The sequence below is a fragment of the Allobosea vaviloviae genome, from assembly GCF_001298265.1.
GTDB classification, from domain to species: Bacteria; Pseudomonadota; Alphaproteobacteria; order Rhizobiales; family Beijerinckiaceae; genus Allobosea; species Allobosea vaviloviae_B.
On sequence record NZ_LGSZ01000089.1, the window covers coordinates 1 to 25250 of the forward strand.

Annotated in this window: 30 protein-coding genes; 16 read left to right on the plus strand and 14 right to left on the minus strand. The window is 64.0% G+C overall.

Translation table 11 applies throughout. The features are described from left to right. The first annotated feature begins 267 nt into the window (after window positions 1-267). The 3 genes from AE618_RS25775 (at window position 268) to AE618_RS25785 (ending at window position 2101) form a co-directional block, all read left to right on the plus strand. On the plus strand, window positions 268-1077 hold the full coding sequence (locus AE618_RS25775; protein WP_054211926.1) for an RNA polymerase sigma factor: 810 nt from the start codon (window positions 268-270) through the stop codon (window positions 1075-1077). Window positions 1078-1109: 32 nt separating this feature from the next. Continuing rightward, on the plus strand, window positions 1110-1622 hold the full coding sequence (locus AE618_RS25780) for a YybH family protein (RefSeq protein ID WP_082365594.1): 513 nt from the start codon (window positions 1110-1112) through the stop codon (window positions 1620-1622). 251 nt (window positions 1623-1873) lie between these two features. After that, window positions 1874-2101, plus strand: coding sequence for a helix-turn-helix transcriptional regulator (locus tag AE618_RS25785; RefSeq protein WP_054211928.1), 228 nt, complete (start codon window positions 1874-1876; stop codon window positions 2099-2101). 479 nt (window positions 2102-2580) lie between these two features. Here the strand turns inward: AE618_RS25785 and guaA are convergent, their stop codons facing one another. Then, on the minus strand, window positions 2581-4146 hold the full coding sequence (gene guaA, locus AE618_RS25795; protein ID WP_054211930.1) for a glutamine-hydrolyzing GMP synthase: 1566 nt from the start codon (window positions 4144-4146) through the stop codon (window positions 2581-2583). A 51-nt stretch (window positions 4147-4197) separates the two neighbouring features. Further along, window positions 4198-5496, minus strand: a complete 1299-nt coding sequence (locus AE618_RS25800) for an RsmB/NOP family class I SAM-dependent RNA methyltransferase (protein WP_054211931.1) — start codon at window positions 5494-5496, stop codon at window positions 4198-4200. 197 nt (window positions 5497-5693) lie between these two features. Between AE618_RS25800 and AE618_RS28645 the strand changes: the two genes are divergently transcribed. Together AE618_RS28645 and AE618_RS25805 are read left to right on the plus strand one after the other, a co-directional pair. Continuing rightward, entirely contained in the window at window positions 5694-5840 is a 147-nt protein-coding gene (locus AE618_RS28645) for a hypothetical protein (protein WP_197280890.1), read from the plus strand. A gap of 111 nt (window positions 5841-5951) precedes the next feature. Further along, the gene (locus AE618_RS25805) at window positions 5952-7121 is read left to right on the plus strand and encodes a glycerophosphodiester phosphodiesterase (RefSeq protein ID WP_054211932.1); all 1170 of its coding nucleotides are present in this window, start codon (window positions 5952-5954) and stop codon (window positions 7119-7121) included. Window positions 7122-7201: 80 nt separating this feature from the next. On the opposite strand, the gene AE618_RS25810 is transcribed toward AE618_RS25805, so the two are convergent. From AE618_RS25810 to AE618_RS25835, 6 genes are all read right to left on the minus strand, one after another. After that, a complete protein-coding gene (locus AE618_RS25810) occupies window positions 7202-7471 on the minus strand; it encodes a hypothetical protein (protein ID WP_156330492.1) in 270 nt (89 codons plus the stop codon). Window positions 7472-7623: 152 nt separating this feature from the next. Beyond that, window positions 7624-8415 carry an amino acid ABC transporter ATP-binding protein gene (locus AE618_RS25815; protein ID WP_054211934.1) on the minus strand — a complete coding sequence of 264 codons (792 nt, stop codon included), beginning with the start codon at window positions 8413-8415 and terminating at the stop codon, window positions 7624-7626. A 20-nt stretch (window positions 8416-8435) separates the two neighbouring features. Beyond that, complete coding sequence (locus AE618_RS25820) at window positions 8436-9815, minus strand: amino acid ABC transporter permease (protein ID WP_054211935.1); 1380 nt, start codon at window positions 9813-9815, stop codon at window positions 8436-8438. Window positions 9816-9825: 10 nt separating this feature from the next. After that, window positions 9826-11019, minus strand: a complete 1194-nt coding sequence (locus AE618_RS25825; protein ID WP_054211936.1) for an amino acid ABC transporter permease — start codon at window positions 11017-11019, stop codon at window positions 9826-9828. A 128-nt stretch (window positions 11020-11147) separates the two neighbouring features. Further along, complete coding sequence (locus AE618_RS25830; protein ID WP_054211937.1) at window positions 11148-12170, minus strand: amino acid ABC transporter substrate-binding protein; 1023 nt, start codon at window positions 12168-12170, stop codon at window positions 11148-11150. 165 nt (window positions 12171-12335) lie between these two features. Next, window positions 12336-13349 carry an amino acid ABC transporter substrate-binding protein gene (locus AE618_RS25835; protein WP_432704529.1) on the minus strand — a complete coding sequence of 338 codons (1014 nt, stop codon included), beginning with the start codon at window positions 13347-13349 and terminating at the stop codon, window positions 12336-12338. 267 nt (window positions 13350-13616) lie between these two features. Here AE618_RS25835 and metC point away from each other — a divergent pair, with 267 nt between their 5' ends. Next, a complete protein-coding gene (metC, locus tag AE618_RS25840) occupies window positions 13617-14807 on the plus strand; it encodes a cystathionine beta-lyase (protein ID WP_054211939.1) in 1191 nt (396 codons plus the stop codon). A gap of 96 nt (window positions 14808-14903) precedes the next feature. Here the strand turns inward: metC and AE618_RS25845 are convergent, their stop codons facing one another. The 3 genes from AE618_RS25845 to AE618_RS25855 form a co-directional block, all read right to left on the minus strand. Then, entirely contained in the window at window positions 14904-15233 is a 330-nt protein-coding gene (locus AE618_RS25845) for a lipid-A-disaccharide synthase N-terminal domain-containing protein (RefSeq protein WP_054211940.1), read from the minus strand. Next, window positions 15230-15997 (minus strand): glycosyltransferase family 2 protein, encoded by a 768-nt coding sequence (locus AE618_RS25850; RefSeq protein WP_248311026.1) that lies wholly within the window; start codon window positions 15995-15997, stop codon window positions 15230-15232. Before AE618_RS25850 ends, AE618_RS25845 begins: the two co-directional genes overlap by 4 nt. Before the next feature lie 101 nt (window positions 15998-16098). Further along, window positions 16099-17787 carry an ArnT family glycosyltransferase gene (locus AE618_RS25855; RefSeq protein ID WP_054211941.1) on the minus strand — a complete coding sequence of 563 codons (1689 nt, stop codon included), beginning with the start codon at window positions 17785-17787 and terminating at the stop codon, window positions 16099-16101. 249 nt (window positions 17788-18036) lie between these two features. Between AE618_RS25855 and AE618_RS25860 the strand changes: the two genes are divergently transcribed. Continuing rightward, window positions 18037-18324, plus strand: coding sequence for a hypothetical protein (locus AE618_RS25860; RefSeq protein WP_054211942.1), 288 nt, complete (start codon window positions 18037-18039; stop codon window positions 18322-18324). Between the two features lie 87 nt (window positions 18325-18411). Here AE618_RS25860 and AE618_RS25865 read toward each other — a convergent pair whose 3' ends face one another. From AE618_RS25865 to AE618_RS25875, 3 genes are all read right to left on the minus strand, one after another. After that, on the minus strand, window positions 18412-19731 hold the full coding sequence (locus AE618_RS25865; protein ID WP_054211943.1) for a TRAP transporter large permease: 1320 nt from the start codon (window positions 19729-19731) through the stop codon (window positions 18412-18414). Next, window positions 19728-20246: a TRAP transporter small permease gene (locus AE618_RS25870; protein WP_054211944.1), complete on the minus strand. Its 519-nt coding sequence runs from the start codon at window positions 20244-20246 to the stop codon at window positions 19728-19730. Before AE618_RS25870 ends, AE618_RS25865 begins: the two co-directional genes overlap by 4 nt. 75 nt (window positions 20247-20321) lie before the next feature. After that, window positions 20322-21314, minus strand: coding sequence for a TRAP transporter substrate-binding protein (locus AE618_RS25875; RefSeq protein ID WP_054211945.1), 993 nt, complete (start codon window positions 21312-21314; stop codon window positions 20322-20324). A gap of 698 nt (window positions 21315-22012) precedes the next feature. Here AE618_RS25875 and AE618_RS25880 point away from each other — a divergent pair. The 9 genes from AE618_RS25880 to AE618_RS25905 are packed head-to-tail and all read left to right on the plus strand — an operon-like array spanning window position 22013 to window position 24908. Then, window positions 22013-22279, plus strand: coding sequence for a hypothetical protein (locus AE618_RS25880; protein WP_054211946.1), 267 nt, complete (start codon window positions 22013-22015; stop codon window positions 22277-22279). Next, window positions 22269-22727 (plus strand): hypothetical protein, encoded by a 459-nt coding sequence (locus AE618_RS25885; RefSeq protein ID WP_054211947.1) that lies wholly within the window; start codon window positions 22269-22271, stop codon window positions 22725-22727. Before AE618_RS25880 ends, AE618_RS25885 begins: the two co-directional genes overlap by 11 nt. Continuing rightward, window positions 22724-22996: a hypothetical protein gene (locus tag AE618_RS28300; protein ID WP_156330493.1), complete on the plus strand. Its 273-nt coding sequence runs from the start codon at window positions 22724-22726 to the stop codon at window positions 22994-22996. The genes AE618_RS25885 and AE618_RS28300 overlap by 4 nt, the downstream gene beginning before the upstream one ends. Window positions 22997-22999: 3 nt before the next feature. Next, entirely contained in the window at window positions 23000-23242 is a 243-nt protein-coding gene (locus AE618_RS25890; protein ID WP_054211948.1) for a hypothetical protein, read from the plus strand. Further along, complete coding sequence (locus tag AE618_RS28305; RefSeq protein ID WP_156330494.1) at window positions 23242-23472, plus strand: hypothetical protein; 231 nt, start codon at window positions 23242-23244, stop codon at window positions 23470-23472. Before AE618_RS25890 ends, AE618_RS28305 begins: the two co-directional genes overlap by 1 nt. Continuing rightward, complete coding sequence (locus tag AE618_RS25895; protein WP_054211949.1) at window positions 23469-23813, plus strand: hypothetical protein; 345 nt, start codon at window positions 23469-23471, stop codon at window positions 23811-23813. Before AE618_RS28305 ends, AE618_RS25895 begins: the two co-directional genes overlap by 4 nt. Next, window positions 23806-23994: a hypothetical protein gene (locus tag AE618_RS28310; RefSeq protein ID WP_156330495.1), complete on the plus strand. Its 189-nt coding sequence runs from the start codon at window positions 23806-23808 to the stop codon at window positions 23992-23994. Before AE618_RS25895 ends, AE618_RS28310 begins: the two co-directional genes overlap by 8 nt. Before the next feature lie 12 nt (window positions 23995-24006). Further along, window positions 24007-24525 (plus strand): hypothetical protein, encoded by a 519-nt coding sequence (locus tag AE618_RS25900; RefSeq protein WP_054211950.1) that lies wholly within the window; start codon window positions 24007-24009, stop codon window positions 24523-24525. Continuing rightward, entirely contained in the window at window positions 24522-24908 is a 387-nt protein-coding gene (locus AE618_RS25905; protein ID WP_156330496.1) for a hypothetical protein, read from the plus strand. The genes AE618_RS25900 and AE618_RS25905 overlap by 4 nt, the downstream gene beginning before the upstream one ends. Window positions 24909-25250 lie beyond the last annotated feature (342 nt).

Sequence of the window (25250 nt, forward strand, 5' to 3'; positions counted from 1 at the left end):
GCCGCTCGATCGCGCCCAGAACCTCCGCCCGAACCATCGCCATGACCTTAAAGCGAGACTTAAGGTCATACCGTCCGGGAAATGCCGCCTACCGCGCAAGGCGGCCAAGACCGGACGGTTACGATTGATCGATCGTTGCGAAAGGCGCGGATAGGTCGTCGTGCGAGGGACCGACGCCAACACTCGTAATAAAATCGAGTTCGGTGTCACACCTTGCCCCCTGCTAATGTCTAATGAATTAGCGAGGTGATTTCGCGGAGGTTTCCATTGGTTGAAGACAAGGACATTCTCATCCGTCAGGCAAAGGATGACGATGCGGCCGCTCTCTCGGAGTTGGTGAAGGGCGTCCAGGACAAGGTGTTCCGGCTGTCGATACGCATGCTGGCTGATCCCGAAGCAGCGCAAGACGCCACGCAGGAAATTCTGATCCGGGTTATCACGAAGCTGTCGACGTTCAAGGGCGACAGCCGCTTCGAGACTTGGGTCCACAAAGTCGCGGTGAACTACCTCCTGACGGCGCGCAAGGTCATTGCACGCGATCCCGGCCTATCATTCGAGACCTTTGGCCAGGATCTCATCGACGGACTCGTTGATGAGAATTTGGCCTCGCCTGAGGATCACGTCATGCTGAACGATCTGCGTCTGCGCTGCACTATGGCGATGCTGATGTGTCTCGATCGCAAGCACCGCGCGACCTATGTGCTGGGTGAAGTGTTGGAGATGGAAAATACCGAGGCTGCGCTGATATTGGGTATCGAGCCGGCGGCATTCCGAAAACAACTTTCGCGCGCGCGCGCCAGCGTTCAGGAATTTACCGCCGCGCATTGCGGTCTGGCGAGCCCGACCGCTCCTTGCTCCTGCCCAAGACGGCTGCCTGCGGCGCTGAACTGTGGGCGGCTCGGCGCGGCACCCTATGCCGCCTTCGGCGAAGCGCCCAGCTATGCGGCAGCAAAGGTGATGGCCGGCGCCGTCAATTCGGGGCTTGCCGCCGTCAAGCTTCAGCGCGCGACCGGGCCGTTGCGCGCACCGGAGGACTTTGCCGCAAAAGTATTGAGCCTCGTCGACCCGCCCGACTAGTCACTAAAGCAACCCACAAAAGGAGAAACAACATGAAACGCGCATTTGCGTGCACGCTACTGCTTTGCCTAGCCTCAGTACAAATTGGTCACGCCAAGGAGGCAAAACCCGTTCCCTCTCAACTACATCAAACAGGAGAAAAGACCATGAATAGCGATGAAGCGGCGGTTCAGGCGGCCGTCGACAAGATGACCTCTGCGTTCGAGAAGAATGATATCGACGCAGTGATGAACGCCTATGAGCCCGGCGCCGCCGTGGTGTTCGAGCCGGGCCAGCCTGTTACGGACGAGCAGCAGTTGCGGCAGGTGTTCGGAGGCATGGCGGCTGCCAAGCCGGTCTTCACCTATTCAGGCCACGAGGTGGTGGTAAGCGGCGACACAGCTGTCCATATCGCGCCCTGGCAAATGGTAGCACACACGCCGGACGGACAGGAAATCCGGCAGTCCGGGCTGTCCGTTGCCGTGCTGCGTCACCAAGCGGACGGATCGTGGAAAATGCTAATCGACAACCCCCATGGCGCGCGCTTGTTGACCCGAGAAAAGTAAAAAAAGCCGCTAAACCGACCGTATTGGTCGTGTCCCATAGCGTGGTGTAGCTGAGGAAGTCATCGGTGATTGCCGGTTAGGTTTGGTTTGCGAACGCCAGCCTTGAGCCGAATGATCCCCGATGACAGACGCAATAATGAACCTGGGCGGGCTGCTGGAGAAGAGCCGCGACGTGGATGTGCTGCGCGAGATGATCGGCTTTAGACTAGCACCTGCAATGTCAAAAGCATCCAGCAGGAGGCAACCCGACCATGCTCGTAGCAGACCGTATCGTCCGTCTAAGGACCGTTCCGGCCCGCACCGGCCTCAGTCGCTCAACCATCTTCCGCAAGATCGTCGAGGGCACGTTCCCAGCCCAGCTAAAAGTCAGCATGAACGGCACCGGCTGGCACGAATCCGATATCGATTGTTGGATAGCCAATCCAACCGGCTGGCGGCCACCAGAGGCGGCGGAGAAAATGCACGCAAGCCGCGCGTAGTTCAGAGGTCGTCGTCCAACTCGTCGTCGTGAATCTCGGCGGCGCGCTGCTTCGCGTCGGTGATCAGCTCTTTGGCAAACTCGCCCTTCACTCAGGCATCGAGCATGTCAGCCCAGCATTGAAGCATGATCTTGCGCTCGGCTAGATAGCGGTTGAGGTTGTAAGCAGCCGCGATCCGGTGCATCCCGTCGCGGTCCGTCACCTTGTAGAGCTCGGCCTTTGGCTTGAGGTTTTTCAGTCTTTGACCGTGAGATCGCCCAAAGATCCGCATCCGGTCAGGGGGCGAACGGATACCAACAAAGGGAGTGTTGGTAGCGAAAGCCCGTCTTGGCCATCCTGCGCCATACCAACATCGCTACCAACAAAGTGGCCGGGCTGGGGGGATATGCAGTGATACGGGGTTGGGATGAAAGTCCTTGGTAGTCAGAAGGATCTGGCGATTTCTGGCACGGCGCGGGATGGTCTGAAACCACCCTAGTTCACTCCCACTCAATCGTGCCGGGCGGCTTGCTCGTCACGTCGTAGACGACGCGGTTGATGCCCTTGACCTCGTTGATGATGCGCGTCGCCGTGCGGCCGAGGAAGGCCATGTCGTAGGGGTAGAAATCTGCCGTCATGCCGTCGACCGAGGTGACGGCGCGGAGCGCGCAGACATGGTCGTAGGTGCGATAGTCGCCCATCACGCCGACGGTGCGCACCGGCAGCAGCACAGCGAAGGCCTGCCAGATCACGTCGTAGAGCCCGGCCTTGCGGATCTCGTCAAGATAGATCGCATCGGCCTTGCGCAGGATGTCGAGCTTCTCTTTGGTGATTTCGCCGGGGCAGCGGATCGCGAGGCCTGGCCCCGGGAAGGGATGACGGCCGACGAAGGCTTCCGGCAGGCCGAGCTCGCGGCCGAGCACCCGGACCTCGTCCTTGAACAGCTCGCGCAGCGGCTCGACGAGCTTCATCTTCATGCGCTCGGGCAGGCCGCCGACATTGTGGTGGGACTTGATGGTCACGGACGGACCGCCGCTGAACGAGACGCTCTCGATCACGTCGGGATAGAGCGTGCCCTGCGCCAGGAAGTCCGCGCCGCCGATCTTGGCAGCCTCGGCATCGAAGACGTCGATGAAGAGCCGGCCGATGGTCTTGCGCTTGGCTTCCGGATCGGAGCCGCATTTGGCGAGTTCGGACAGGAAAAGCTCTTCCGCCTCAACATGAACCAGCGGGATGTTGTAGTGGTCGCGGAACAGGCGCACGACCTCCTCCGCCTCGTTCATCCGCATCAGCCCGTGGTCGACGAAGACGCAGGTGAGCTGGTCGCCGATCGCCTCATGGATCAGCACGGCCGCCACGGCGGAATCGACGCCGCCCGACAATCCGCAGATGACGCGGCCCGAACCGACCTGGTCGCGGATCTTCTTCTGCATCTCGGCGCGATAGGCCGACATGCTCCAGTCCGGCGTGCAGCCGCAGATGGTGACGACGAAGTTACGCAGGAGCTTGCCGCCATCGGGCGTGTGCACCACCTCGGGGTGGAACATCGTCGAGTAGAAGCGCCGCGCCTCGTCGCTCGCCACCGCATAAGGCGCGTTTTCCGAGGTCGCCTTGACGGTGAAGCCCGCGGGCAACTGCGTGACGCGGTCGCCATGGCTCATCCAGACGGGGTAGCGGCCGCCCTCCTCCCAGACGCCCTCGAACAGCGCCGACGGCGTGACGATCTCGACATCGGCGCGGCCGAATTCCGCAGCATGGCCGCTCTCGACCTTTCCGCCCAGTTGCTCCGCCATGGTCTGCTGGCCATAGCAGATGCCCAGCACCGGCAGCCCGGTCGAGAACACCTCCTGCGGCGCGCGCGGCGAGCCTTCGTCGGGCACCGAGGCCGGTCCGCCAGAGAAGATCACGCCCTTGGGCTTCAGCCTCTGGAAGGCCTCTGAGGCCGACTGGAACGGCGCGATCTCGCAATACACGCCGATCTCGCGGATGCGCCGCGCGATGAGTTGCGTCACCTGCGAGCCGAAGTCGATGATGAGGATGGAGTCGTGATGCGTTTCGCTCGTCATCGCGCTCGGTTAAGCCATCGCGCGATGGCGTGCAACGGCCTGTTTGGCGGATCAGGCCCCGCGCTGCACGCAAGCCAGATAGAAACCGTCCGTGCCCGTGCGCCGCGGCGAGAACTGCACCCCATGCACCGTCGCAAAACGCGCCAGCAGGCTGAAATCTCCCTCCTCCGATGCCAGCACCTCTGCGAGCGGCACGGCGGCGAAGCCGGTCTGCCGCGCCAGGAAGGCGGAGATGGCCGCGTCGTTCTCGTCGGGCAACACCGAGCAGGTGATATACGCGATCCGGCCACCCAGTTTCACCAGCCGCGCGGCGCGCGCCAGAACCTCGGCCTGGTCCTTGACGCGCTCGGCCAGCGCGCCCGGCCGCACCCGCCATTTGGCATCGGGATTGCGCCGCCATGTGCCCGAGCCCGTGCAGGGCGCGTCGACGAGGACGAGATCAGCCTGTGCCTCGATATCGGCCAGCGGCTCATGGCCGCGCGAGCGCGGAATCCGGATCTCGACGTTTGCCGCCCCCGAGCGCGCCAGCCGCTCATGCAGCGGCCCCAGGCGGCGGGCATCAAGGTCGGTGGCGAAGAGCCGCCCCTGATTGGCCATCAGCGCCGCCAGCGCCAGCGTCTTGCCGCCGGCGCCGGCGCAAAGGTCGACCACGGTCTGACCGGGCTTTGCTCCAGCGAGCAGCGTGACGAGTTGCGAGCCCTCGTCCTGGATTTCGAAGCCGCCGGAAAAGAACGCAGGCTCCGATTGCAGCGACGGCCCGCGCCCGTCATGGCCCGGCTGGAAGCGCAGCGCGTCGGGCGACCAGGCTCCAGCCTCCGGCGCGGCATGGGCGAAATCGACCATCAAGGCAGCGCGCGTGGCCTTGAGCCGGTTGGCGCGAATGTCGATCGGCGCGCGACCGCTCAAGGCCTCGCCCTCCGCTACGGCCTCGGCTCCGAACGCCGCGGCAAAAGCCGGCCAGAGCCAGTCCGGCACGTCGGCGCGGACCCAGTCCGGCGCGCCGGTCAGCGAAAGCGCGACCAGACGGTCGACCTCCTCGCCTTCGAGCGGCGCCGGGGCGTGGCCCTCGCCGGAAAACAGCGAGGCGATCTCCTCCAGACCCAGGCCGCGCAGCCGCGCCAGCATGCCGAGCACGAGCGCGCGCGGCGCCTCGGAGCCCATGACATAAGCGCTGGAGGCCTTGCGGCGCAGCGCGTCATAGACCAGCGAGGCGATCGCGGCACGGTCTTTCGAGCCGGCGAAGCGGCGCGACAGGCCCCAGTCCTTGAGCGCGTCGGCAGCCGGGCGGCGGCGCGAGATCAGGTCTTCCAGCACCTCGATGGCGGCGCTGATGCGGGCTGCGGGCGTCATGTCGTTGAACGGCTCATGATGGCGAATTCCGGAACCGGACGCATCGCCTGCTCAGGCTCTGATGCGGTCCATATCGAGATCGGACGAAGTCGAGCATGACGCATGATCATGGCGCCTACGACGACATACTCTTGACGCGGTCCTTCCACAGGCTGAAACACGAGGCAACTGCCTCTTGCAACAAAAGGTCACGGTCCATGCAGCGCGCCAGCCAAATCGTTCTCGCTTCCGTCCTTGCGCTCGCGCTCGCCGCCTGCGCCACGGCGCCTGCTCCCGACCTGACCCCGCCGCCCGGCAAGCGCCTCGACGCCAAGACCACGCTCGAGAACGGCCCACGTCGCTGAGGCTTCGCCTCCTCGCGCACCGGCCGCGGGGAGGCCCCTCGGGCGTTCAACCGCCTGTCACATCATCCGCCCAGGGTCTGCCCGGAAACGACGCGACCAAGGAGTGATGCGATGATGACCAAGACCCTGCTATCGGCCGGCCTCGCCGCCTGCCTCGGCTTTGCCACTGCGCCCGAGACCGCGCTGGCGCAAGCCGCCACCCCGACGCTGTCGGGACAGAAGCCGCTGATCGTCGGCCATCGCGGCGCCAGCGGCTACCGCCCCGAGCACACGCTGGAATCCTACAAGCTCGCGATCGAGCTGGGCGCCGATTTCATCGAGCCCGATCTGGTCGCGACCAAGGATGGCGTCCTGATCGCCCGGCACGAGCCGGTGATGAGCGGCACGACCGACGTCGCGACCCGCCCTGAATTCGCCAGCCGCAAGACGATCCGCAAGCTCGACGGCATCGAGACCAATGACTGGTTCGCCGGCGATTTCACCCTGGCTGAAATCAAGACGCTGCGGGCCAAGCAGGCCTTCGCCGATCGCGACCAGTCGCATAACGGCAAATACGAGATCCCGACCTTCGATGAGATCGTCGCTCTCGCCAAGTCGGAAAGCGCCCGCCTCGGCCGCACCATCGGCGTCTATCCTGAGGTCAAGCATTCGATCTTCCATGCCGCCATCGGGCTGCCGATCGAGGAGCGCCTGCTCGAGGCGTTGAAACGCGCAGGGTGGACCGAGAAATCTTCGCCCGTCATCATCCAGAGCTTCGAGACCGCCAATCTCCGCTACCTGCGCGGCAAGACCCAGGTCCGGCTGTCGCAGCTCGTCGATGCCGACGACGTCGACAAGGATGGCGGCATCGTCCTCGCAGCCCCCTTCGACAAGCCCTACGACTTCGTCGTGACCGGCGACAAGCGCACCTTCAAAGACCTTGTCACCGCCGAGGGCCTGAAGGAGGTCGCGACCTATGCCGACATCATCGCGCCGTGGAAGCCCTATCTGATGGCGGGCAAGCAGGTGCTGGGCGATGACGGCAAGCCGCAGGATCTCAACAAGGACGGCGCCATCGACGAGCGCGACCGCGTCCTGCTACCCGCGACCGACGTCGTCAAGAACGCGCATGCGGCGGGGCTCCTGGTCCATAGCTGGACCTTCCGCAGCGAGCCCAAGCGCCTCGCTTCCGATTTCAAGGGCGATCCGGCCGCCGAGTACAAGGCCTATCTGGCGCTGGGGATCGACGGGCTGTTCTCCGACTTCCCGGACGCCGCCGTGAAGGCGCGTGACGGGAAGTAAGCTTCCGCCCGAACCGCTATTCATGAAAAAGCCCGCCGCGCAGATCGCGCGGCGGGCTATTTTTGATTGATCCAAGACGATCAATCGCAGATGCGTTGCGTCTCACGGACTTCGCCGCGGCGCGTCTCGCGCACGGTCGTCACGGTCCGGCAATCGCCGCGATCGCGAGCGCGCTGGTCGCGATAGCGTTCGCGGGCTCGATCCTCGCGCCGGATATCACGCTCAATGGCGCGGTCACGCGGCGTGCGCGGGTCGATTTGAACACCGCCGGGACCGATGCCGATCGACTGGGCGTAGGCGCCGCTGGTAGCCATCATTGCTGTCAAAAGGGCGGGGATAAAGAGCTTCATGGTGATCCTCCGATGTGGGAGGAGAACCTTTGGTCAGGTCGATTGTTCCCAAACGGCATCGATCGCTGCCGCCCGCTGGGTTATCGAGACCGCAGCCTGCCCGTGTCACTGCGGGCAGGCTGCGTCGATGGCGCTGCTTCTTTATCTGCGCCTCAGTGCAGGATCTGTGAGAGGAACAACTTGGTGCGCTCGTGCTGCGGGTTCTTGAAGAACTCGTTGGGCTCGTTCATCTCGACGATCTGGCCGGCATCCATGAAGATCACACGGTCGGCGACCTGACGGGCGAAGCCCATCTCATGGGTGACGCAGAGCATGGTCATGCCCTCGTCGGCGAGCGAGACCATGGTGTCGAGCACCTCCTTGACCATTTCGGGGTCGAGCGCCGAGGTCGGCTCGTCGAACAGCATGATCTTGGGGCTCATGCACAGCGAGCGCGCAATCGCCACGCGCTGCTGCTGGCCGCCCGACAACTGACCCGGATATTTGTGGGCCTGCTCGGGAATCTTGACGCGCTTGAGATAGTGCATGCCGATCTCCTCAGCGTCCTTCTTGGGCATCTTGCGGACCCAGATCGGCGCCAGCGTCAGGTTCTCGAGGATCGTCAGATGCGGGAACAGGTTGAAATGCTGGAAGACCATGCCGACGTCGCGGCGGATCTCGTCGATCTTCTTGAGATCGTTGGTCAGTTCGGTGCCGTCGACGATGATCGAGCCCTTCTGGTGCTCCTCCAGCCGGTTGATGCAGCGGATCATCGTCGATTTGCCTGAGCCCGACGGCCCGCAGATCACCAGCTTCTCGCCCCGCGAGACCTTCAGGTTGATGTCGCGCAGCACGTGGAACTCGCCATACCACTTGTTGACGCCGATCATCTCGACGGCGGTCGCCGTGTTCAGCGAGGTCTGCTTCAAAGCAGCCGGGCGGTCGGAGGTCTTGAGGTCTGCCATTGCCATGATCACGGATCCTTTCAACGCTTTTGGCCGGCTGCGAGGCGTCTCTCGACCGCGATCGAGTAGCGCGACATGCCCCAGCAGCACAGGAAATAGAAGATCGCGGCGAAGGCATAGCCCGTCGCGCGCGTGGTCGGCGTCGCCCAGGTCGGATCGACCAGGGTCGCCTCGATGGTGCGCAGGAAGTCGAAGATGCCGACGATGGTGACCAGCGTCGTATCCTTGAACAACCCGATGAAGGTATTGACGATGCCCGGGATCACGATCCGCAACGCCTGAGGCAGGATGATCAGCCGCATCATCTGCCAGTAGCCCAGGCCGAGCGACATCGCGCCCTCGTACTGGCCCTTCGGCATGGCCTGCAGGCCGCCGCGGATCACCTCCGCCATATAGGCGGCGGCAAACAGCGCGACGCCGATCAGCGGACGCAGCAGCCGGTCGGGCGAATACTCCTGCGGCACGAACAGCGGCAGCATGGTGTTGGCCATGAACAGCACTGTGATGAGCGGGACGCCGCGCACAAACTCGATGAAGATCACCGAGAGGAGCTGGATGATCGGCAGCTTCGAGCGGCGCCCGAGAGCCAGGACCACGCCCAGAGGCAGCGAGAACACGATGCCGACCGCCGCGATCAGGAAGGTCACCATCATGCCGCCCCACAGGCCGGTATCGACCCTGGGCAGGCCGACGACATTGGCCAGCACCGCGATCAGGCCGAAGACGACCATGGCCATCAGGATCAGCCGCTTGGGCCGGTAGAAGCGCTGCCAGGGCGGCGCCGCCTCCTCGACCGCCAGGAGCGCTGGTCCCGTCCAGAAGCGGGCGAGGCTCGGCACGAAGGACAGCACGAGATAGAGCACCGCCAGCGCGAATGTCAGCAGGATCAGAAAGCGCAGGAAGGTCTCGGCGCCGTCGCCCCCGAGCAGCAGCAGATAGGCGCTGATGGGCAACATCACGAAGAAGAAGAAGGCGCCGACCTTCTTGAGCGGCGCGCTGTCCCACAGCATCCAGACGACGCCGAGCGCGAACATCGCGAAGACGATGTTGACCCGCCAGCGCTGCGGGATCGGGTAGGAGCCATAGATGAAATACTGGAAGCGATCCGCGACATAGGCCCAACAGGCACCGACGGGCCGACCCACCTTCTCGGGCAGGCAGGCGTCGCGGTTGGTGCCGCTCCAGACCGCATCGATGAAATAGAAGCGCACCAGTTCCGGCACCGCGGTCACCACGATGTAAAGGCAGACCAGCGTCATCAGCGAGTTGACCGGCCCGGAGAAGAGGTTGTTCCGGATCCAGGCCACGGGACCGGCCACCGAGAGCGGCGCGGCCTCCTGCTGCAGCGTCTCCTTGCGGACGAAGGCGTAGGGAGCGTTTTCGAGCGTTGCGTCGGTCATCGTGGCGCCCTCACCGTTCCACCAGCGCCATGCGCTTGTTGTAGATGTTCATGAACAGGGAGGTGACGAGCGAAATCGTGAGATAGACCGCCATGGTGATCGCCACGACCTCGAGCGCCTGGCCGGTCTGGTTCAGCACCGTCCCGGTGAAGACCTGGACGAGATCGGGGTAGCCGATCGCAACGGCCAGCGACGAGTTCTTGGTCAGGTTGAGATAGTTGGAGGTCAAGGGCGGGATGATCACGCGCATCGCCTGCGGGATCACGACGAGCTTCAAGGTCGGCCCGGCGCGCAGACCCAGCGCATTGGCGGCCTCCGTCTGGCCCTTGGAGACGGCCAGGATGCCGGCACGCACCACCTCGGCGATGAAGCCGGCGGTGTAGGTGGTAAGGCCGATCAGGAGCGCGACGAATTCGGGATAGATCTGCAGGCCGCCCGTCAGGTTGAAGCGGCCCTGTTGCGGCAGTTCGAAGGCCAGCGGCTGACCGGCGGCGAAGTAGACCAGCAGCGGCACGCCGATGATCAGCGCCAGCGAAATCAGGCCGTTGGGATACTGCGTGCCGGTGCGCTCCTGCTGCTTCTTCGACCAGATATAAAAGGCGATGGCGGCGACGATCGCGACGAAGAAGGCGATCACCACATACTCGAACGCTGGCCCGAATTGCGGGTTCGGCATAATCAGGCCGCGATTGTTCAGGAAGATCGAGCCCGGCAGCGCGATCGAATTGCGCGCATCGGGCAAGGGCTTCAGCACTGCATTGTACCAGAAGAACAATTGCAGCAGCAGCGGCAGGTTGCGGATGACCTCGACATAGACCATCGCGAGTTTCGACAGCACCCAATTGCTCGAGAGCCTGGAGACGCCGACGAAGAAGCCGAGGAAGGTCGAGAGCACGATGCCGATCGCGGCGACGAGCAATGTATTGAGCAGGCCGACATAGAACGCCTGGCCGTAGGTCGAGCCCGACGCGCTGAACGGGATCAGCTTCTGGTTGACGTCGAACCCGGCGGCGTTGTGCCAGAAGCCGAGGCCCGACGCGATCTTCTGAGCCCGCAGATTCTCGATGGCGTTGGAAGCGGCCGACCAGATCAGGAACCCGACCACCGCGATCAGTGCGAACTGGTAGACATAGCCCCTGATCCTGGGGTCATAGAACAGCGAGGCTTTGCCTGGCTGAGCGGTCTCGGTCGAGATGGTCGACACCTTTTACGCCCTCTTCGTCGCATGTTGCGGCCGGCGATCCGACGGTGGCCGCTGGACCGCCGCCGGTCGTGCTGTTGTCCGTGCCGTTGCCGGGACGGCGCGGCGCGCTGAGGCGCCGCGCCGGCCAATCAGCGGATCGGCGGGGCGTATTGCAGCCCGCCCTTGGTCCAGAGCGCGTTCTGGCCGCGGGCGATCTTCAAAAGCGAGCCCTGACCGACGTTCTTTTCGAAGGATTCGCCGTAATTGCCGACATGCTTGACGATCCGGTAGGCCCAGTCGTTGGACAGCCCCATCGGCTCGCCGAACTTGCCCTCGGTGCCGACGAAGCGCTTGATCTCGGGATTTTCCGATTTCAGCATCTCGTCGACATTGGCCTTGGTGATGCCGAGTTCCTCGGCGTTCAGCATGGCGTTGAAGGTCCATTTGACGACGTCCAGCCACTGGTCGTCGCCATGGCGCACCGCCGGTCCCAGCGGCTCCTTCGAGATGATCTCGGGAAGCACGATATGGTCGGCCGGCACGGAGAGCTTCAGGCGCTCGGCATAGAGGCCCGAGGAATCGGTCGTGAAGGCGTCGCAGCGTCCGGATTCATAGGCCTTGATCGTCTCGTCGGCCGAAGCGAAGGCGACGACCTCGTACTTCATCTTGTTGGCGCGGAAGAAGTCCGCGAGGTTGAGCTCGGTCGTGGTGCCCTGCTGGGTGCAGACCGATGCGCCCGCCAGCTTCAGCGCCGATTCGACGCCGAGCTTCTTGCGGACCATGAAGCCCTGGCCGTCATAATAGTTGACGCCCGCGAAGTTGAGCCCGAGCGAGGTGTCGCGCGACAATGTCCAGGTGGTGTTGCGCGAGAGCAGATCGACTTCGCCCGACTGCAGCGCCGTGAAGCGGTCCTTCGACGACAGCGGGATGTACTTGACCTTGTTGGGGTCGTTGAAGATCGCCGCCGACAGTGCCTTGCAGAGATCGACGTCGAGTCCGCTCCAGACGCCCTGCGCATCGGGAATGCCGAAGCCTGCCAGGCCGGGGCCGACGCCGCAGGTCAGAGTGCCCCTTGTCTTGATCTGGGCGAGCAGCCCGGTCTGAGCCTGTGCGCCACCGACGAAAGCGGTGGTTGCGGCGGCGACGAGCGCCGCAGCGAAAATTTTCTTCATGCCTTGTTCCCCTGTTTGGCGGAACGGGTTCCTGCCCGTTCTCGGTTGCCCTGCAAATCCTGGACCAAGCTAACCGCTTGTCACCCCTCCTTTTGGCCCCATCCTGGGCCCGACAGCCGGCAAAATGACGGGCGCCGGTGTGATCCGACGCCCGTCGACATCAGCTTAGCGAACCGGCGGAGCGTATTGCAGTCCACCCTTCGTCCAGAGACCGTTCTGGCCGCGTGCGATCTTCAAGAGCGACCCCTGGCCGACGTTCTTCTCGAAGGATTCGCCGTAATTGCCGACATGCTTGATGATCCGGTAGACCCAGTCGGTGGTCAGGCCGATGGTCTCGCCGAACTTGCCCTCGGTACCGAGCAGACGCTTGATCTCGGGGTTGGGGGACTTCATCATTTCGTCGACATTGGCCTTGGTCACGCCAAGTTCCTCAGCGTTCAGCATGGCGTAGTGAACCCACTTCACCAGGTTGAACCAGGCCGGATCGTTGTTGCGGACAGACGGGCCGAGCGGCTCCTTGGAGATGATCTCCGGCAGCACGATATGCTCGTCGGGCGCCGTCAGCTTCAGGCGCTCGGCATAGAGGCCCGAGGCGTCGGTGGTGAAGGCGTCGCAGCGGCCGGCGTCATAGGCCTTGACCGTTTCGTCGGACGAGGCAAAGGCGACCACCTCGTATTTCAGGTTGTTGGCGCGGAAATAGTCGGCGAGGTTGAGCTCGGTCGTCGTCCCCTGCTGGGTGCACACCGATGCGCCCGACAGCTGCAGCGCCGACGTGACGCCGAGCTTCTTGCGGACCATGAAACCCTGGCCGTCATAATAGTTCACGCCCGTGAACAGGATGCCCAGCGCCGCGTCGCGCGTCATCGTCCAGGTCGAGTTGCGGACGAGCAGATCGACCTCGCCAGACTGAAGCGCCGTGAAGCGGTCCTTGGCCGAGAGCGGGATGAACTTGACCTTGGCCGGGTCGTTGAAGATCGCCGCCGCGACCGCGCGGCAGTACTCGACATCGAGGCCCTGCCAGTTGCCCTGGGCGTCCGGCACGCCGAAGCCGGCGAGGCCGGTGTTCGAGCCGCAGTTGAGGATGTTGCGCTGCTTGACCTGAGCCAGGGTGGACGGCGCTTGTGCCGACACGCCCGAGGCCACGAATGCCAGGCCGAGCCCTGCAATCGCTGCTGCCATGATTTTCTTCATTGAAATCTCTCCCACTGAGGTCTCCTGCTCGGCCTCGGCCGGCAGGCCGTTATCGGTTCCGTCGCCGCCAATTCGGGTCTGCGCGTTTGCACAGAAAATAAGCGACGTCCATTCGCTCGATTGCCAGAGCCCCGCATGAGCGTCAAGCAAGGCTCCAGGCTCGCGGCGCCCCTTGTCTGCTGCATACATCACATGCGAGTTTGTGGGGGTGGTCAAGCCTGACCTCGCTCCGCCACGCCTACGCCTCCAGGTTCCATGAAGAAGCTGCCCGCATCCGATTTCGCGCGTCTGGGCGAAAGAACCCGCCTCGTTATGGCTGGCCGCGACCCTGCCGACAGCTACGGCTTCGTCAATCCGCCGATCGTGCGCGGCTCGACCGTGGTCTATCCCAACACGGCGGATTTTCTCGCCCGCAAGGCGCGCTACACCTATGGCACGCAAGGCAATCCGACGATCGACGCGCTGGTCGCGGCCTGCAACACGATCGAGGGCGGCGCCGGAACCGTCATCACGCCTTCGGGCCTGCTCGCCTGCACCCTGCCCTTCCTCGCCTTCCTGTCGGCCGGCGATCACGTCCTGGTGACCGACAGCGTCTATCGGCCGACACGCAACTTCTGCGAGACGATGCTGAGGCGCATGGGCGTCGAGACGACCTATTACGATCCGACGATCGGTGCCGGCATCGAGACGCTGTTCAAGGCGAATACCAAGGCCGTTTGGACCGAGGCGCCGGGCTCGCAGACCTTCGAGATGCAGGACATCCCGGCGATCGTGGCCGCGGCGCATGCCCGCGACATCCTGGTGATGATGGACAACACCTGGGCGACGCCGCTGTTCTTCGACAGCCACAAGGCCGGCGTCGATGTCTCGATCCAGGCCGGCACGAAATACTATGCCGGCCATTCCGACGTATTGATCGGCACGGTCTCGGCGCGGACGCCCGAACTTTACAAGCAGTTGCGCGCAAGCTGGGAACAGCTCGGCATCATCATTGCGCCGGAAGATGCCTTCCTGACGCTGCGCGGCATGCGCACCATGGCGATCCGCTTGAAGGAGCAGATGCCGGCCGGGATTGCCATGGCGCAGTGGCTGAGCCAGCGACCCGAGGTCGCCCGGGTGATGCACCCTGCCCTGCCCGACGACCTCGGCCATGCCATCTGGAAGCGCGACTTCACCGGCGCGTCATCGCTCTTCGGGTTCGAGCTGGCGCCGGTCTCGATGGATGCGGTGGCGGCGATGCTGGACGGGCTCACCCTGTTCGGCATGGGTGCGTCCTGGGGCGGCTATGAGAGCCTTGTCCTGCCCTTCGACTGCAAGACCTATCGCACCGCGACGACGCCGGGCTTCAAGGGCCCGACGGTGCGCATCCATATTGGGCTGGAAGACCTCGACGACCTCAAGGCCGATCTCGACGCCGGCTTCGCCCGCTTGCGCGCTGCGGTCTGACGTCATTGCGAGCGTAGCGAAGCAATCCAGAGCAGCGCGCTCGACGTCTCCTGGATTGCTTCGCTACGCTCGCAATGACGGAAGAGGCTTAGCGCTTCAGGCGCCACGCTGGCGGCGCTTGTTCCGGAAGATCAGCACGAGATTGCGGGTGTAGATCACCATCGCGAGCGCCTGGCCCATGATGATGATCGGCTCCCGCCGGACGATGCCATAGATCAGCGTCATCAGTCCGCCCGCCATCGAGAAATACCAGAACGACAGCGGCATCACCGAGTTGCCCTCGCGCTCGCTGGCCAGCCACTGCACGAGGAATCGCGCGGTGAACAGGAGCTGCGCCACGATGCCGAAGGCGAGCCAGAAGTCGAACTTCAAGACGAACACGTCGTAGATATAGTCCGAGATCGCATGCCCGATCGAGATGATCACGATTGTGCCTCCGTGACGATCCGCGGCACGCGCTTGCGGCGGCGGATCAGCCACCAGACTCCGACGAGATCGAGAATGCCGACCCAGAGCCGGTCGAAAAAGCCGTAATTCGAGACGCCGGTCAGGCGCGGCCGGTCGCGCACATCGACATGAACGACCGTATAGCCCTCGCGCACCATCAGCGCCGGCATGAAGCGGTGCAGCGCATCGAAATAGGGCAACGCCAGATAGGCCTCACGTCGGAAGCATTTCAGGCCGCAGCCCGCGTCGCGCGTGCCGTCCTTGAGCAGCCGGCCGCGCACGCCGTTGGCGATGCGCGACTGCAGTTTCTTGAATCCGGTGTCCTTGCGCCCGACGCGCTGGCCCTGGACGAGCCCCGCCTGCATCCCCGCTGTCCGCAGGGCTTCCAGCATCGCCGGCAGGAAGGCGGGATCATTCTGGCCGTCGCCGTCGAGCGTGGCGACGATCGGCGCCTGGGCATGGCGGACGCCGCTGCGCACCGCCGCGCTCTGTCCGCAGGACTGCGCATGGGTGACGATGCGCAGCCAGGGTCGGGTGGCGGCGAGCGCGGTCAGCGCTGCGGGCGTGCCGTCGCTCGAGCCGTCATTGACGAAGACCACCTCGAAGGCGCCGAGAGGCGTGCAGGCCATCTCGATATCGGCCAGCAGCGGTCCGACATTGCCGACCTCGTTGCGGACGGGAACGACCACGCTGAGGATCGGCGCGGCTGGGACGGGGTCGGTCAGCGAAGAGGGATCGGTCAACAGAGGATCATCCGGGAAAACGGCCCGCAACCTGCGTCAGGGAGGCGGACAGGGCAAGAAACTTTCGGCGGCTCATCAGGCGCGGCGCATCGGGATCGGCCTCAAGGCCGGGCATAGACCGCCATCTCGAGCCGTCGGCCACCGTTCAGATTGAAGCCCCGGATCGTCGTGATCAGGCGCGGCGTCAGGCCGGACTGGGCCGTGGCGGTCTGGAAACCGGCGGCATAGCGCGTCTCGACGAAAGCGATGCGGCAGCCGGGCTGGTTCAGGAAGGTCGCGGCTGCCGCGCCATCGATGCCCATGGCCAGGTTCGTCCCCGTGAGGAAGACCAGGCTCGGCTCGCGATAGCCGACCGTCATCACCGCGGGATCGGCGCAGCCGACCGACCGTGCCGCCTCGGCGAGGCGCGGCGACAGCTTGAGCGAGCGCAGGCTCTCGATCGCAAAGCCATACACGCCGATGCCCAGCAGCAGGCTCGCCAGTACGCAGCGCCAGAGCGCGCCCTCGAAATCGCTGCGCCGGAAGGCCGCGACGACACTAATCGCGACCAGCAGCGTCAGCGCGAGGAAGGGCAGCGCGGTATAGGGCAAGGTTCCATCGAGCGACCAGTTCGCCCCGATGATCACGCCGATCAGCGCGAGCGGCAGCAGCACGACGAGCAAGGCGGTGGCGACCGCGCCGCGCCGGAAGCGGTCGATGCCGCCATTGACGAGCGCGAGCAGCAGCAGCGCCGTGACGGCCGGGTAGAGCGGCAGGACATAATGCGGGAGCTTTGTCGGCACCGCCTCGAACACGATCCAGGACGGGATGATCCAGGCGAGCAGGAAAAGCACCTGCGGCTCGCGACGCCGGACCCAGGCGAAGGGAATGGCCATGGCCGCAAAAGCGGCGGCGGGCCAATAGGTGCCGAAGAAGATCAAAAGGTAGAGCCCCGGCGGCCCCCAATGCTTCTCCTGCCCCTCGGCGACCTTGCCGAGCATGTCCTGGCCGACGCTCTCGGCAAAGAAGCTGCCGCCGGTCTTCAGCGCGATGGCGACGAACCAGGGCAGCACGACCACGAGACACAGCAACAGGCCCGGTCCGAAGCGAAGGGGCTTGAGCCAGCGAAAGCCGCGCTCCCGGATGCTCAGGACGAGGATGGCCAGGCCCCAGACCATCGGCACGATCGGCCCCTTGAGCAGCAGTCCGAGCGCGGTCGCCGCCCAGAACACAAGCCAGTTGCGCGAACTCGGCACGAAGGCGAGCGAGCGCGTCCAGTCGAGCCAGGTTCGTGCCAGCGCCCCCATGGTCGCGACGGCACACGCCGCCAGCATCGCATCGGTCTTGGCGATGCGCGCCTCGACGCCCAGCAGCACCGTGCCCGCCATCAGGGCCGCGCCCAGAAGGGCCAGTCGCGGGCCGACAAAGGCGAGCAGCGCCCAGTAGCTGAGCAGGACGGTGGCGACGGCGCCGATCAGCGAGGGGATGCGGTAGAGCCAGATCTGCGTGCGAGCGGCCGGCACGCCGAGTGCTTCGCCAGCCGACACCGTCGCGCTCTGCAGCCAGTAGATGCCGACAGGCTTCTTGTGGCGCGCCTCGTCCTGGAAGCGGATGTCGACGAAGTCGCGCGTCTCCAGCATCTGCTTGCTGGCCTGGGCGAAGCGCGGTTCGTCGCGGTCGAGCGGCTGCAGCGTGTGGAACCCCGGCAGGAAGGCCGCGAGCGACAACAGCAGAAGCAGCGCGCAGGCGCGGGCATGGCTGGCGGAGGCCATGGCCGCGAGACGGTCGAGCGCGGGACTGAGCGACAGCATGGTGAAATCCTCGCGACCGGGGCGGGTCGCGCCTGTCCTGAAGCCGGGAATGACGGGACCGGCTGTCCCCGCAAAGCTCACGGCGCGATGACGGACCTTTCAGGCACGATCAAGGCGCGGCCGCCACAAGAGCGGCCGGCGCGGTTTACGCTGCATGCTGCGTCGCGGCAAGCGCAGCCCGGCGCTCCGGCCTCGTCATGACAGGCGACATCGGGCTTGATAACCTGCCGCTGCACCAGGGGATCAGCGATGGGCCGGATGTTTGCCGAAGCGTTGCGCGCCGGTCTCTGGGGTCTGCTGCTCGGCCCCCTGCTGGCCGTGCTGGCCGTCTTCGCCGCGCTGGTCTTCGATCCGAAATGCGGCGTCGGCGATTCCGGCGGTTGCGCCATGGGCGTCGTCACCGCGCCGGTCGCCGTCGCCCTGCCGAGCTTTGGGCTGTTCTTCGCGCTCGGGCTCGTTCGCGGTCTCTGGCGGCGCCGCCCGGCGGATCCAGCCGCAGCGATCAGGCGCTTGCGGAACTGGGGCCAGGAGGATTGAGCGGCCAAAAAATCCAAGGGGCTGTCGTGCTCCCCGCGCGGCGAGCCCAGCGGCCGGTGCCATCCGCGCCGGCCCCAGCACATCCGGTCAGTTCAGGAACTCCGGCGAAATCAGGCTCGGCAGGAACAGCGAGACCTTCGGCCACATGATGATCAGGGCGAGCACGATCAGCATCGGCATGAGCATGATCATCGTGTCCTTGATCGCCGAGCGCATACTGATGCCAGCGACCGAACAAGCGATCATCAGGCACAGGCCATAGGGCGGCGTCACCAGCCCGAAGGCGAGGCTGACGATGCCGATCATCGCGAAATGGACAGGGTCCATCATCACCGTCTTGGCCAGCGGCGCAAGGATCGGCCCGACGATGATGATCGCGGGAATGGCGTCAAGGAAGCAGCCGACCAGCAGGAAGGCGCCGGCGATGAAGAAGCCGGTCTCGTAAAAGCCCATGCCCCAGGCCGAGACGCCGGCGAGGATCGCCTGCGGCATCTTGTAATACGCCATGAGCCAGCCGAAGGCGGATGCGGTCCCGACGCAAAACAGCGTGACGCCGGCGAGTTTGCCGGTATCGAGCAGGGCCGCATAGAGCCCTTTCAGGTTCATCTCGCGATAGACGATGAGCGACAGGAAACCCGCATAGACCACCGCGATCGCCGCCGACTCGGTCGCGGTGAACCAACCGAACACCTTGCCGCCGATGATGATGCCCGGCGTCAGAAGCGCCAGCATCGAATGCTCGAAAGCCTTGAACACCTGTCGGATGGTGGATCGCTGATAGGTCGGGTAACCGCGCCTGACCGCATAGGCATGCACCGTCGCCATCTGCGCCACGCCGATCAGCAGGCCGGGGATGACGCCGGCCAGGAACAGTGCGCCGATCGAAGTCGTGAGGATGCCGCCCCAGACGATCATCAGGATCGAGGGCGGGATGATGACCGCCAGCACCGCCGAGACGGCGGTGATCGCCACCGAAAAGCTGTCGTCGTAGCCTTCCTTGCGCTGCGCCTCGATGAAGATCTTAGACTGACTCGCGGCGTCGGCCGTCGACGAACCCGAGATGCCGGCGAAGAAGAACGACAGGACCACGTTGATCTGCGCGAGCCCCCCCGGGAAATGCCCGACGAGTGCCCGCGACAGGCTCATCAGCCGGTCCGTCACCCCGCCCACATTCATCAGATTGGCCGTCAGCAGGAAGAACGGCACGGCAAGCAGGATGAAGGAATTGAACGCGTTGAACGTCTCGCTCATCAGCGTCATCGAATCGAGCCTGGGCTCGATAATCAGGATTGGCAGGCACGCCAAGCCGAGCGCGAAGGCGACCGGGATACGCAGGAAAAGGCCGAGGAAGAAACAGCCGAACAGGATGGAGGCCGCCTGCCCCGAGGAGAGAACGCTGCCGGTCATGGGCTCAGGGTCTTTCCGAAGAGGACGCGCAGATCGTCGGTGAACTGCTCGCCGAGGAAGACGATCCAGCTCAGCCCCGTGATCGGCCAGGCGATATGGATGAGCCAGAGCGGCAGGTCGGCGAGTTCGGAGGTCCGGTTCCAGGCGAATTTGGTGAACTCGATGCCGCCGGTGACGAAAACCAGGGCGATCGTGAGCACGCCGAGCCTGGCGACGATGCGCATGAATGCATCGCCCCTCGCGCCCAGATTTGGCAGCAGATCGACGTCGAAATGCGCGCTGTCGCGGACGCCGAGGATGGCGCCGATCATGACCGTCCAGATGAACAGGAAACGGGCGAGCTCTTCAGTCCAGATATAGGACGGGATCAGGTCGGTGTAGCGCGAGATGATCTGCAACATCACGGGCACCACCAGGATGCCGACAGACAGCACGACGACGATCGAAAGGACTTCAGAATAGGCAGCCGTCATGCGCCGCCACAGGCTGGGCCTGTCAGACAGAGAGGCATTCATGAATGGGTTCCGCGTGCAAAGGCAAAGCCTTGGACGCAGACGCGCCCAGGGTCGGCGGGATCGGAGCTGAGGAGTTCAGACGCCGGCGATGGCGGTCTGAATACCGCTGGCGTCGATTTCCTTCGCATAGGCCTGCATAATCGGCTCGGCGAGCTTCTGCATGGTGGGGCGGTCCTCGAACGGAATCCGCTTCAGCCGGCCTGCCGCCTCGAGCCTGGCGAGGATCTCGGAATCGCCGCCCGACTCCACCTTGCGCTCATAGTCGGCCGCTTCCTTGCCGGCCTGGATCACGGCGTCCTGCAGGTCTTTGGGCAGGCTCGCCATGGTCTTCATCGAGAAGCAGATCGGCCGGACCGAGACCGCGTGCTGCGTCATCAGGACGTTGGGCGCGACCTCGAAGAACTTCATCTGCTCGATACCGGCCGCCTCGTTCTCGGCCGCCGAGATGACGTTGTTCTGGATGGCGTTGTAGATCTCGTTATAGGCGATGACGGTCGGCGACATGCCGATAGCCGCGAAGCTGCGCGACCAGATCGGCGCGCCCTGGACCCGGACCTTCAGGCTCTTGATCTCGGCCACGTTCTTCAGCGCCTTGTTGGCGAAGAGGTTACGCACGCCGCCTCCGCCAAAGCCGATCAGTCGCACGCCGGCCTTCTTCTCGATCTCGTCGGCGATCGGGTTCAGCAGGCCCTTGTTCACCACCGCTTCCATATGGGCGAAATCGCGGAAGACGAAGGGCGCGTCGATGAAGGGCGCGGCCTTGGAGAAGGTCGACATATGGGCGGGCGACACGATCGCGTAATCGACGTTCTTCCCCTGCGCCATGTACTCGAAATACTGCTTTTCGAGACCGAGCGAGGAATCCTTGTGCAGGGTGAAGTTGACCGGCTTGTTGTACAGCGCCTTCACCCGCTCCTCGAATTTGAGGAGCCCCTGCGTGAAGGGGTGCGCGTCCCCGAACTGCACTGCACCGACCAGTGTCGGCGCGGTCTGCGCCCGGACAATGGCGGGAGCAGCGACGGTGGCGGCAAGCGCACCGACGCCTTTGAGCAATGCTCTGCGTTCCATAACAATACCTCTCCCTTGACGCCCCTCTGATGGGAGCTGTCGCCAGAATGTCAGACCGGATGGGGTTTGACCATCATGTTCCGCGCGGCTTCGCGGAGCAGGAGGAATCGCGCAGACGCCGCAGATTCGCGTCCTGCCAACGGGGAGTGTGCGTCGCGCCTCAAACGCGACGGCGGCGGCGAGGCAAGAGAGCGTGGATAAGCCGCGAGGCGAGAAAGCGTCTTCGCCTGGACTGAAGAGAATGGCGAGCCCGGCTGGATTCGAACCAGCGACCAGCAGCTTAGAAGGCCCCGGAGAATCGAGCAAAACCGCGCTCAATTCTCACACGTTCCCTGAAATCCCCCGCATTGAGACTATTGGGGAATTCGCCCGCGTCAGAATGACGACGCGCTAGGCGTCCCGCCCCTAACCCTTCCTCTCGCGCCTGGTTAATTCGCGCTCGATGGCGGAGCGGATGAAGGCGGCGACAGTCATGGTTCCGGCTGCGGCCTTGATGCGCGCAAGCAAGGCAGTGGGCATACGAGTGAGGACGGAGCTTTGCGGCTCGCCTCCAGCCAACCTTGGGCGGCCTCTATCGCGCTTTTCGGGCTCTGTTTTTTTGATCACCGGGCCTATTTTCCGATAGCTTTTAATTTGACAGTTCGGTTCGGTTCCGGCAGAATATCCGACATACAGAAACAACGCAAGCGAGGCGGCGCATGAAGACGTTTTTCTTCAAATACACGAGCCCGGATTATTCGTTCGCCCAGTATGAGATCGCGGGCCTTTCGCTGCGCATCGGCAACCGGGCTTGGACGTTTGGGCGCTTGGATTATCGCGACAAGCCCGCGCCTTGGCCCATGTGGGCTCGGCTGCGGATCGTGCTCGGACACAAGCCGTATGAGCATGAGACCCGCGAATGGAGCGTCATCGTGTTCGGTCGGAAATTCCAGATCGGCGGGAAGGACAAGCGCTATGACCGGTGAATTCTCAGGTTTGGCCCGACTTGCTGACGGCTCACGCGTCGCCTTGACCGCTGATGAAGCCAAGGCGCTCTGGGATGCGTGCGAGGCATCGTCCGCAAAGCTGGCCGCCGACATGCCGACCGAAGGCGACGCGCTGCGCGAGTTGGGGCGCGCATACGAGCGGTTACGGCAACTCGGGTGGAGCGACGCGATCTACTGCCCGAAGGACGGCTCGGAATTTGACGCCATCGAGGCCGGGAGTACAGGCATCCATCGGTGCCAATACGAGGGCGATTGGCCGAACGGCAGGTGGTGGATCGCGGACGCGGGCGATCTATGGCCGTCGCGCCCGATCCTTTACCGGCTGGACCCGGAAGCCGAGGCCGCGCGCAAGCAGAAGATGGCCGAGGCGATCGAACGGTTCAACGCCTCGCCCCCTTCCCCACCCCAGAAGGATGAAGGACGATGAGCGAGACGGATCTGTACGAGCCGGAGTTCGCGTGGTCGGTGGCATGGTCAAACGGCACACCGCGCCCGTTTATTCTGGCTTGCCACACGCGATCGACGCGCAAGGATGCGATCCTGAGCTTCGTCAAGGCCTGGGCTCTTTCCAGCGAACGGACCCCTATGCACGCATGGCGCCGCGCCTATCGCGAGGGTGACCGCTGCATCCGCGTTTCGGTGTCGCCGTGGGGCTGCAAGTCGCCCGCCCTCTCCCGTACCAGCTCAGGAGAATGAACGATGGACGAGAAGCTGACGAGCGCCGGCTGTGATCGTTGCCATGGAACGGCGACGCTGAAGGCGACATGGTCATCCGGCTCTAACTTGCTGTGCGACGGCTGTTTCGCTGACGGGCAGGCAGAGACAGATGAGGTCGAGGCTTACGAGATGGCGACCTTTGGCGGCGCCTGGGGAATACCGGAGCGCCCCCACGTGCAGAGGCTTGCCCGCGCCGCCCTGTCTGTCTCGGAAGGGGGGAAGTGATGGAGAAGCTGACTAAGGACAATTTGCGTGTTTTGCGGCTTCTTTCGATTGAAAAGGCCGTTGAGGAAGAGGGCCACGAGTTGAAAAGCATCCGCCCATTGGAAGCGCGCGGCTTGGTCCGGGTTGGGCAATGGGAACGTTATCGGCACCGTGGTCAGACATGGCGGCAGCGAGACGTTAGCATCACCCCGGCCGGCCATCGCGCTCTCTCCGAAGGTTCAGCACTATGAGCGAAGAGAGAGAAGAATTTGGAGTGGCATCCGCGAGCCGCACGATTATGGTCGGCGGCGTGCCTTACGGAGCGTGGGGCCTTGCGGTCAAATGTGCGGAACGTGTCTCCGCATCCGCCAAGCCCCCGTCCTCCGAAGCCGAGATCGCGGACCTCCGCGCCAAGCTGGATCGGATGAGGCAGGCGCTGGTTTCCGTTCGCGACGCCGTCACGCATGAGGTCAACACCCACTCGATCGCCTGCACGGTGTGGATGCCTGCCGGCAACGAAACGATGGTGGACTTCATTGACCAAGCCCTCTCCCTCGCGGGCGAAGAAAAGACGGGAGCTTCCGATGTCTGAGACAGCCATAACCTGGGGTGAGCGCGTTGCTAATCTGACAAAGGCGCTCGGGCGCAAGCCGACGTTTGCTGAGTTGTTGGATGTCTCCTCAATTCACCATCTGACGCCGGCCGAGAGGCAGGCTCAAAATGAAAGCTTGGTTCGGGCGATGCGCCCAACCGGCGATCCTCGTTTAGATTGAAGGAGCCCTCCGATGTCTGAGATAGCCGCGATGGAAGTCGAGGCGCTGGTGGCGAGGCTGTTGAGCGAAGCCACAGCTATGCATATCGCCCCTGCCGGGGAGGTCGTTGGCGAAACCTTTCACGCTGAAAATTGGGCGAATAACCCGCATCGCGTGCTTTACGACGCGGTCAAATTGATCCGCGAAGCCGCCGACGCCCTCGCCCGCCTGACCGCCGAACTGGCGAGGGAGCGGCAGGAGACCATCGCGTGGCGCTCGGCTTTCCAGGCAGTGACGCCGGGCGGGTCTGAGTTCCAAAGCCCGAAGGCCGTTCGCGAATGGGCCGACATGCTCAAGACCAACGTGTTCAACGCCAAGAAGAGCGCCGTTCTATCCGAGCGCCGCGCCCTCACCGCAGAAGCCGCGCTGGAGGCGGTCATTGCTCGGCATGGCGAATGGCGTCAGTGCATGCCTGCGGATTGGGAGGGAGACCCGCTATCAGACGCCGTCGCCGCCGCAATCCGCGCCCGCTCCAATAGAGAGAGCCCATGACCATGATAGACGAGAAGGCGCTTTACGTCGCCGCGACCGCCGCGCTCAATGCTCGACGCGCCGCAAATGGCTGGCCTGCGACGACACTGGACAAGATGCTAACGCCAGACCGAGACGCATGGATAGCAGATGTGCGCGCGGCAATTCTCTCCTACGAGGCCGCCAAGCCCTTAGCCGAGCCGGTGGCGGGCCGTCTGATCAGCGACGAGCCCTTGGAGGCTCTTGCGTACGCCAGGACGACCGCAGCAAACGACGATATGACCAAGCCGGGGACGATCGAACGTCAGCGCCACTGCGACCGCTTGGCCGCGATGCAGGCAGCATCAGATGAGATTGTGAGGCTACATGCCCTCTCCGTTCCCGCATCGAAGGACGGGGGATAGAGGCTTGGCGAGGGGATGAGATGGGCCGGACTCGAAACCGGCTAGGGGCATGTACTGGCTCAGCGGCCGAAGCCGATACCTAGGATTGCTGGAAGCTCTACCTCAGCCCCGACTATATCCAGCTGTCGATTCTCGCGTGTCCATCCACGCCGCCATCTCCCCTTCTTCTTACCAGACATTCGCGGCATTAGGTAGCAAACTCACCCGCTGAGAACCCCAACAATCTCAGGGTTCAAGTGAGAACATACACAGAAAATTGGATCTCAGAGAATTTGGAGCTTCACAGAGAATGTGCGGTGACGTAGGTAAGGTGTCATGAGCACAGACCTCACATTGATTCGC

Coding starts and splice junctions, on each gene's coding strand:
- AE618_RS25780 (WP_082365594.1), top strand. CDS start 1,110: ATGAAACGCGCATTTGCGTGCACGCTACTGCTTTGCCTAGCCTCAGTA.
- AE618_RS25785 (WP_054211928.1), top strand. CDS start 1,874: ATGCTCGTAGCAGACCGTATCGTCCGTCTAAGGACCGTTCCGGCCCGC.
- guaA (WP_054211930.1), bottom strand. CDS start 4,146: ATGACGAGCGAAACGCATCACGACTCCATCCTCATCATCGACTTCGGC.
- AE618_RS25800 (WP_054211931.1), bottom strand. CDS start 5,496: ATGACGCCCGCAGCCCGCATCAGCGCCGCCATCGAGGTGCTGGAAGAC.
- AE618_RS28645 (WP_197280890.1), top strand. CDS start 5,694: ATGCAGCGCGCCAGCCAAATCGTTCTCGCTTCCGTCCTTGCGCTCGCG.
- AE618_RS25805 (WP_054211932.1), top strand. CDS start 5,952: ATGATGACCAAGACCCTGCTATCGGCCGGCCTCGCCGCCTGCCTCGGC.
- AE618_RS25810 (WP_156330492.1), bottom strand. CDS start 7,471: ATGAAGCTCTTTATCCCCGCCCTTTTGACAGCAATGATGGCTACCAGC.
- AE618_RS25815 (WP_054211934.1), bottom strand. CDS start 8,415: ATGGCAGACCTCAAGACCTCCGACCGCCCGGCTGCTTTGAAGCAGACC.
- AE618_RS25820 (WP_054211935.1), bottom strand. CDS start 9,815: ATGACCGACGCAACGCTCGAAAACGCTCCCTACGCCTTCGTCCGCAAG.
- AE618_RS25830 (WP_054211937.1), bottom strand. CDS start 12,170: ATGAAGAAAATTTTCGCTGCGGCGCTCGTCGCCGCCGCAACCACCGCT.
- AE618_RS25835 (WP_432704529.1), bottom strand. CDS start 13,349: ATGGCAGCAGCGATTGCAGGGCTCGGCCTGGCATTCGTGGCCTCGGGC.
- metC (WP_054211939.1), top strand. CDS start 13,617: ATGAAGAAGCTGCCCGCATCCGATTTCGCGCGTCTGGGCGAAAGAACC.
- AE618_RS25855 (WP_054211941.1), bottom strand. CDS start 17,787: ATGCTGTCGCTCAGTCCCGCGCTCGACCGTCTCGCGGCCATGGCCTCC.
- AE618_RS25860 (WP_054211942.1), top strand. CDS start 18,037: ATGGGCCGGATGTTTGCCGAAGCGTTGCGCGCCGGTCTCTGGGGTCTG.
- AE618_RS25865 (WP_054211943.1), bottom strand. CDS start 19,731: ATGACCGGCAGCGTTCTCTCCTCGGGGCAGGCGGCCTCCATCCTGTTC.
- AE618_RS25870 (WP_054211944.1), bottom strand. CDS start 20,246: ATGAATGCCTCTCTGTCTGACAGGCCCAGCCTGTGGCGGCGCATGACG.
- AE618_RS25875 (WP_054211945.1), bottom strand. CDS start 21,314: ATGGAACGCAGAGCATTGCTCAAAGGCGTCGGTGCGCTTGCCGCCACC.
- AE618_RS25880 (WP_054211946.1), top strand. CDS start 22,013: ATGAAGACGTTTTTCTTCAAATACACGAGCCCGGATTATTCGTTCGCC.
- AE618_RS25885 (WP_054211947.1), top strand. CDS start 22,269: ATGACCGGTGAATTCTCAGGTTTGGCCCGACTTGCTGACGGCTCACGC.
- AE618_RS28300 (WP_156330493.1), top strand. CDS start 22,724: ATGAGCGAGACGGATCTGTACGAGCCGGAGTTCGCGTGGTCGGTGGCA.
- AE618_RS25890 (WP_054211948.1), top strand. CDS start 23,000: ATGGACGAGAAGCTGACGAGCGCCGGCTGTGATCGTTGCCATGGAACG.
- AE618_RS28305 (WP_156330494.1), top strand. CDS start 23,242: ATGGAGAAGCTGACTAAGGACAATTTGCGTGTTTTGCGGCTTCTTTCG.
- AE618_RS25895 (WP_054211949.1), top strand. CDS start 23,469: ATGAGCGAAGAGAGAGAAGAATTTGGAGTGGCATCCGCGAGCCGCACG.
- AE618_RS28310 (WP_156330495.1), top strand. CDS start 23,806: ATGTCTGAGACAGCCATAACCTGGGGTGAGCGCGTTGCTAATCTGACA.
- AE618_RS25900 (WP_054211950.1), top strand. CDS start 24,007: ATGTCTGAGATAGCCGCGATGGAAGTCGAGGCGCTGGTGGCGAGGCTG.
- AE618_RS25905 (WP_156330496.1), top strand. CDS start 24,522: ATGACCATGATAGACGAGAAGGCGCTTTACGTCGCCGCGACCGCCGCG.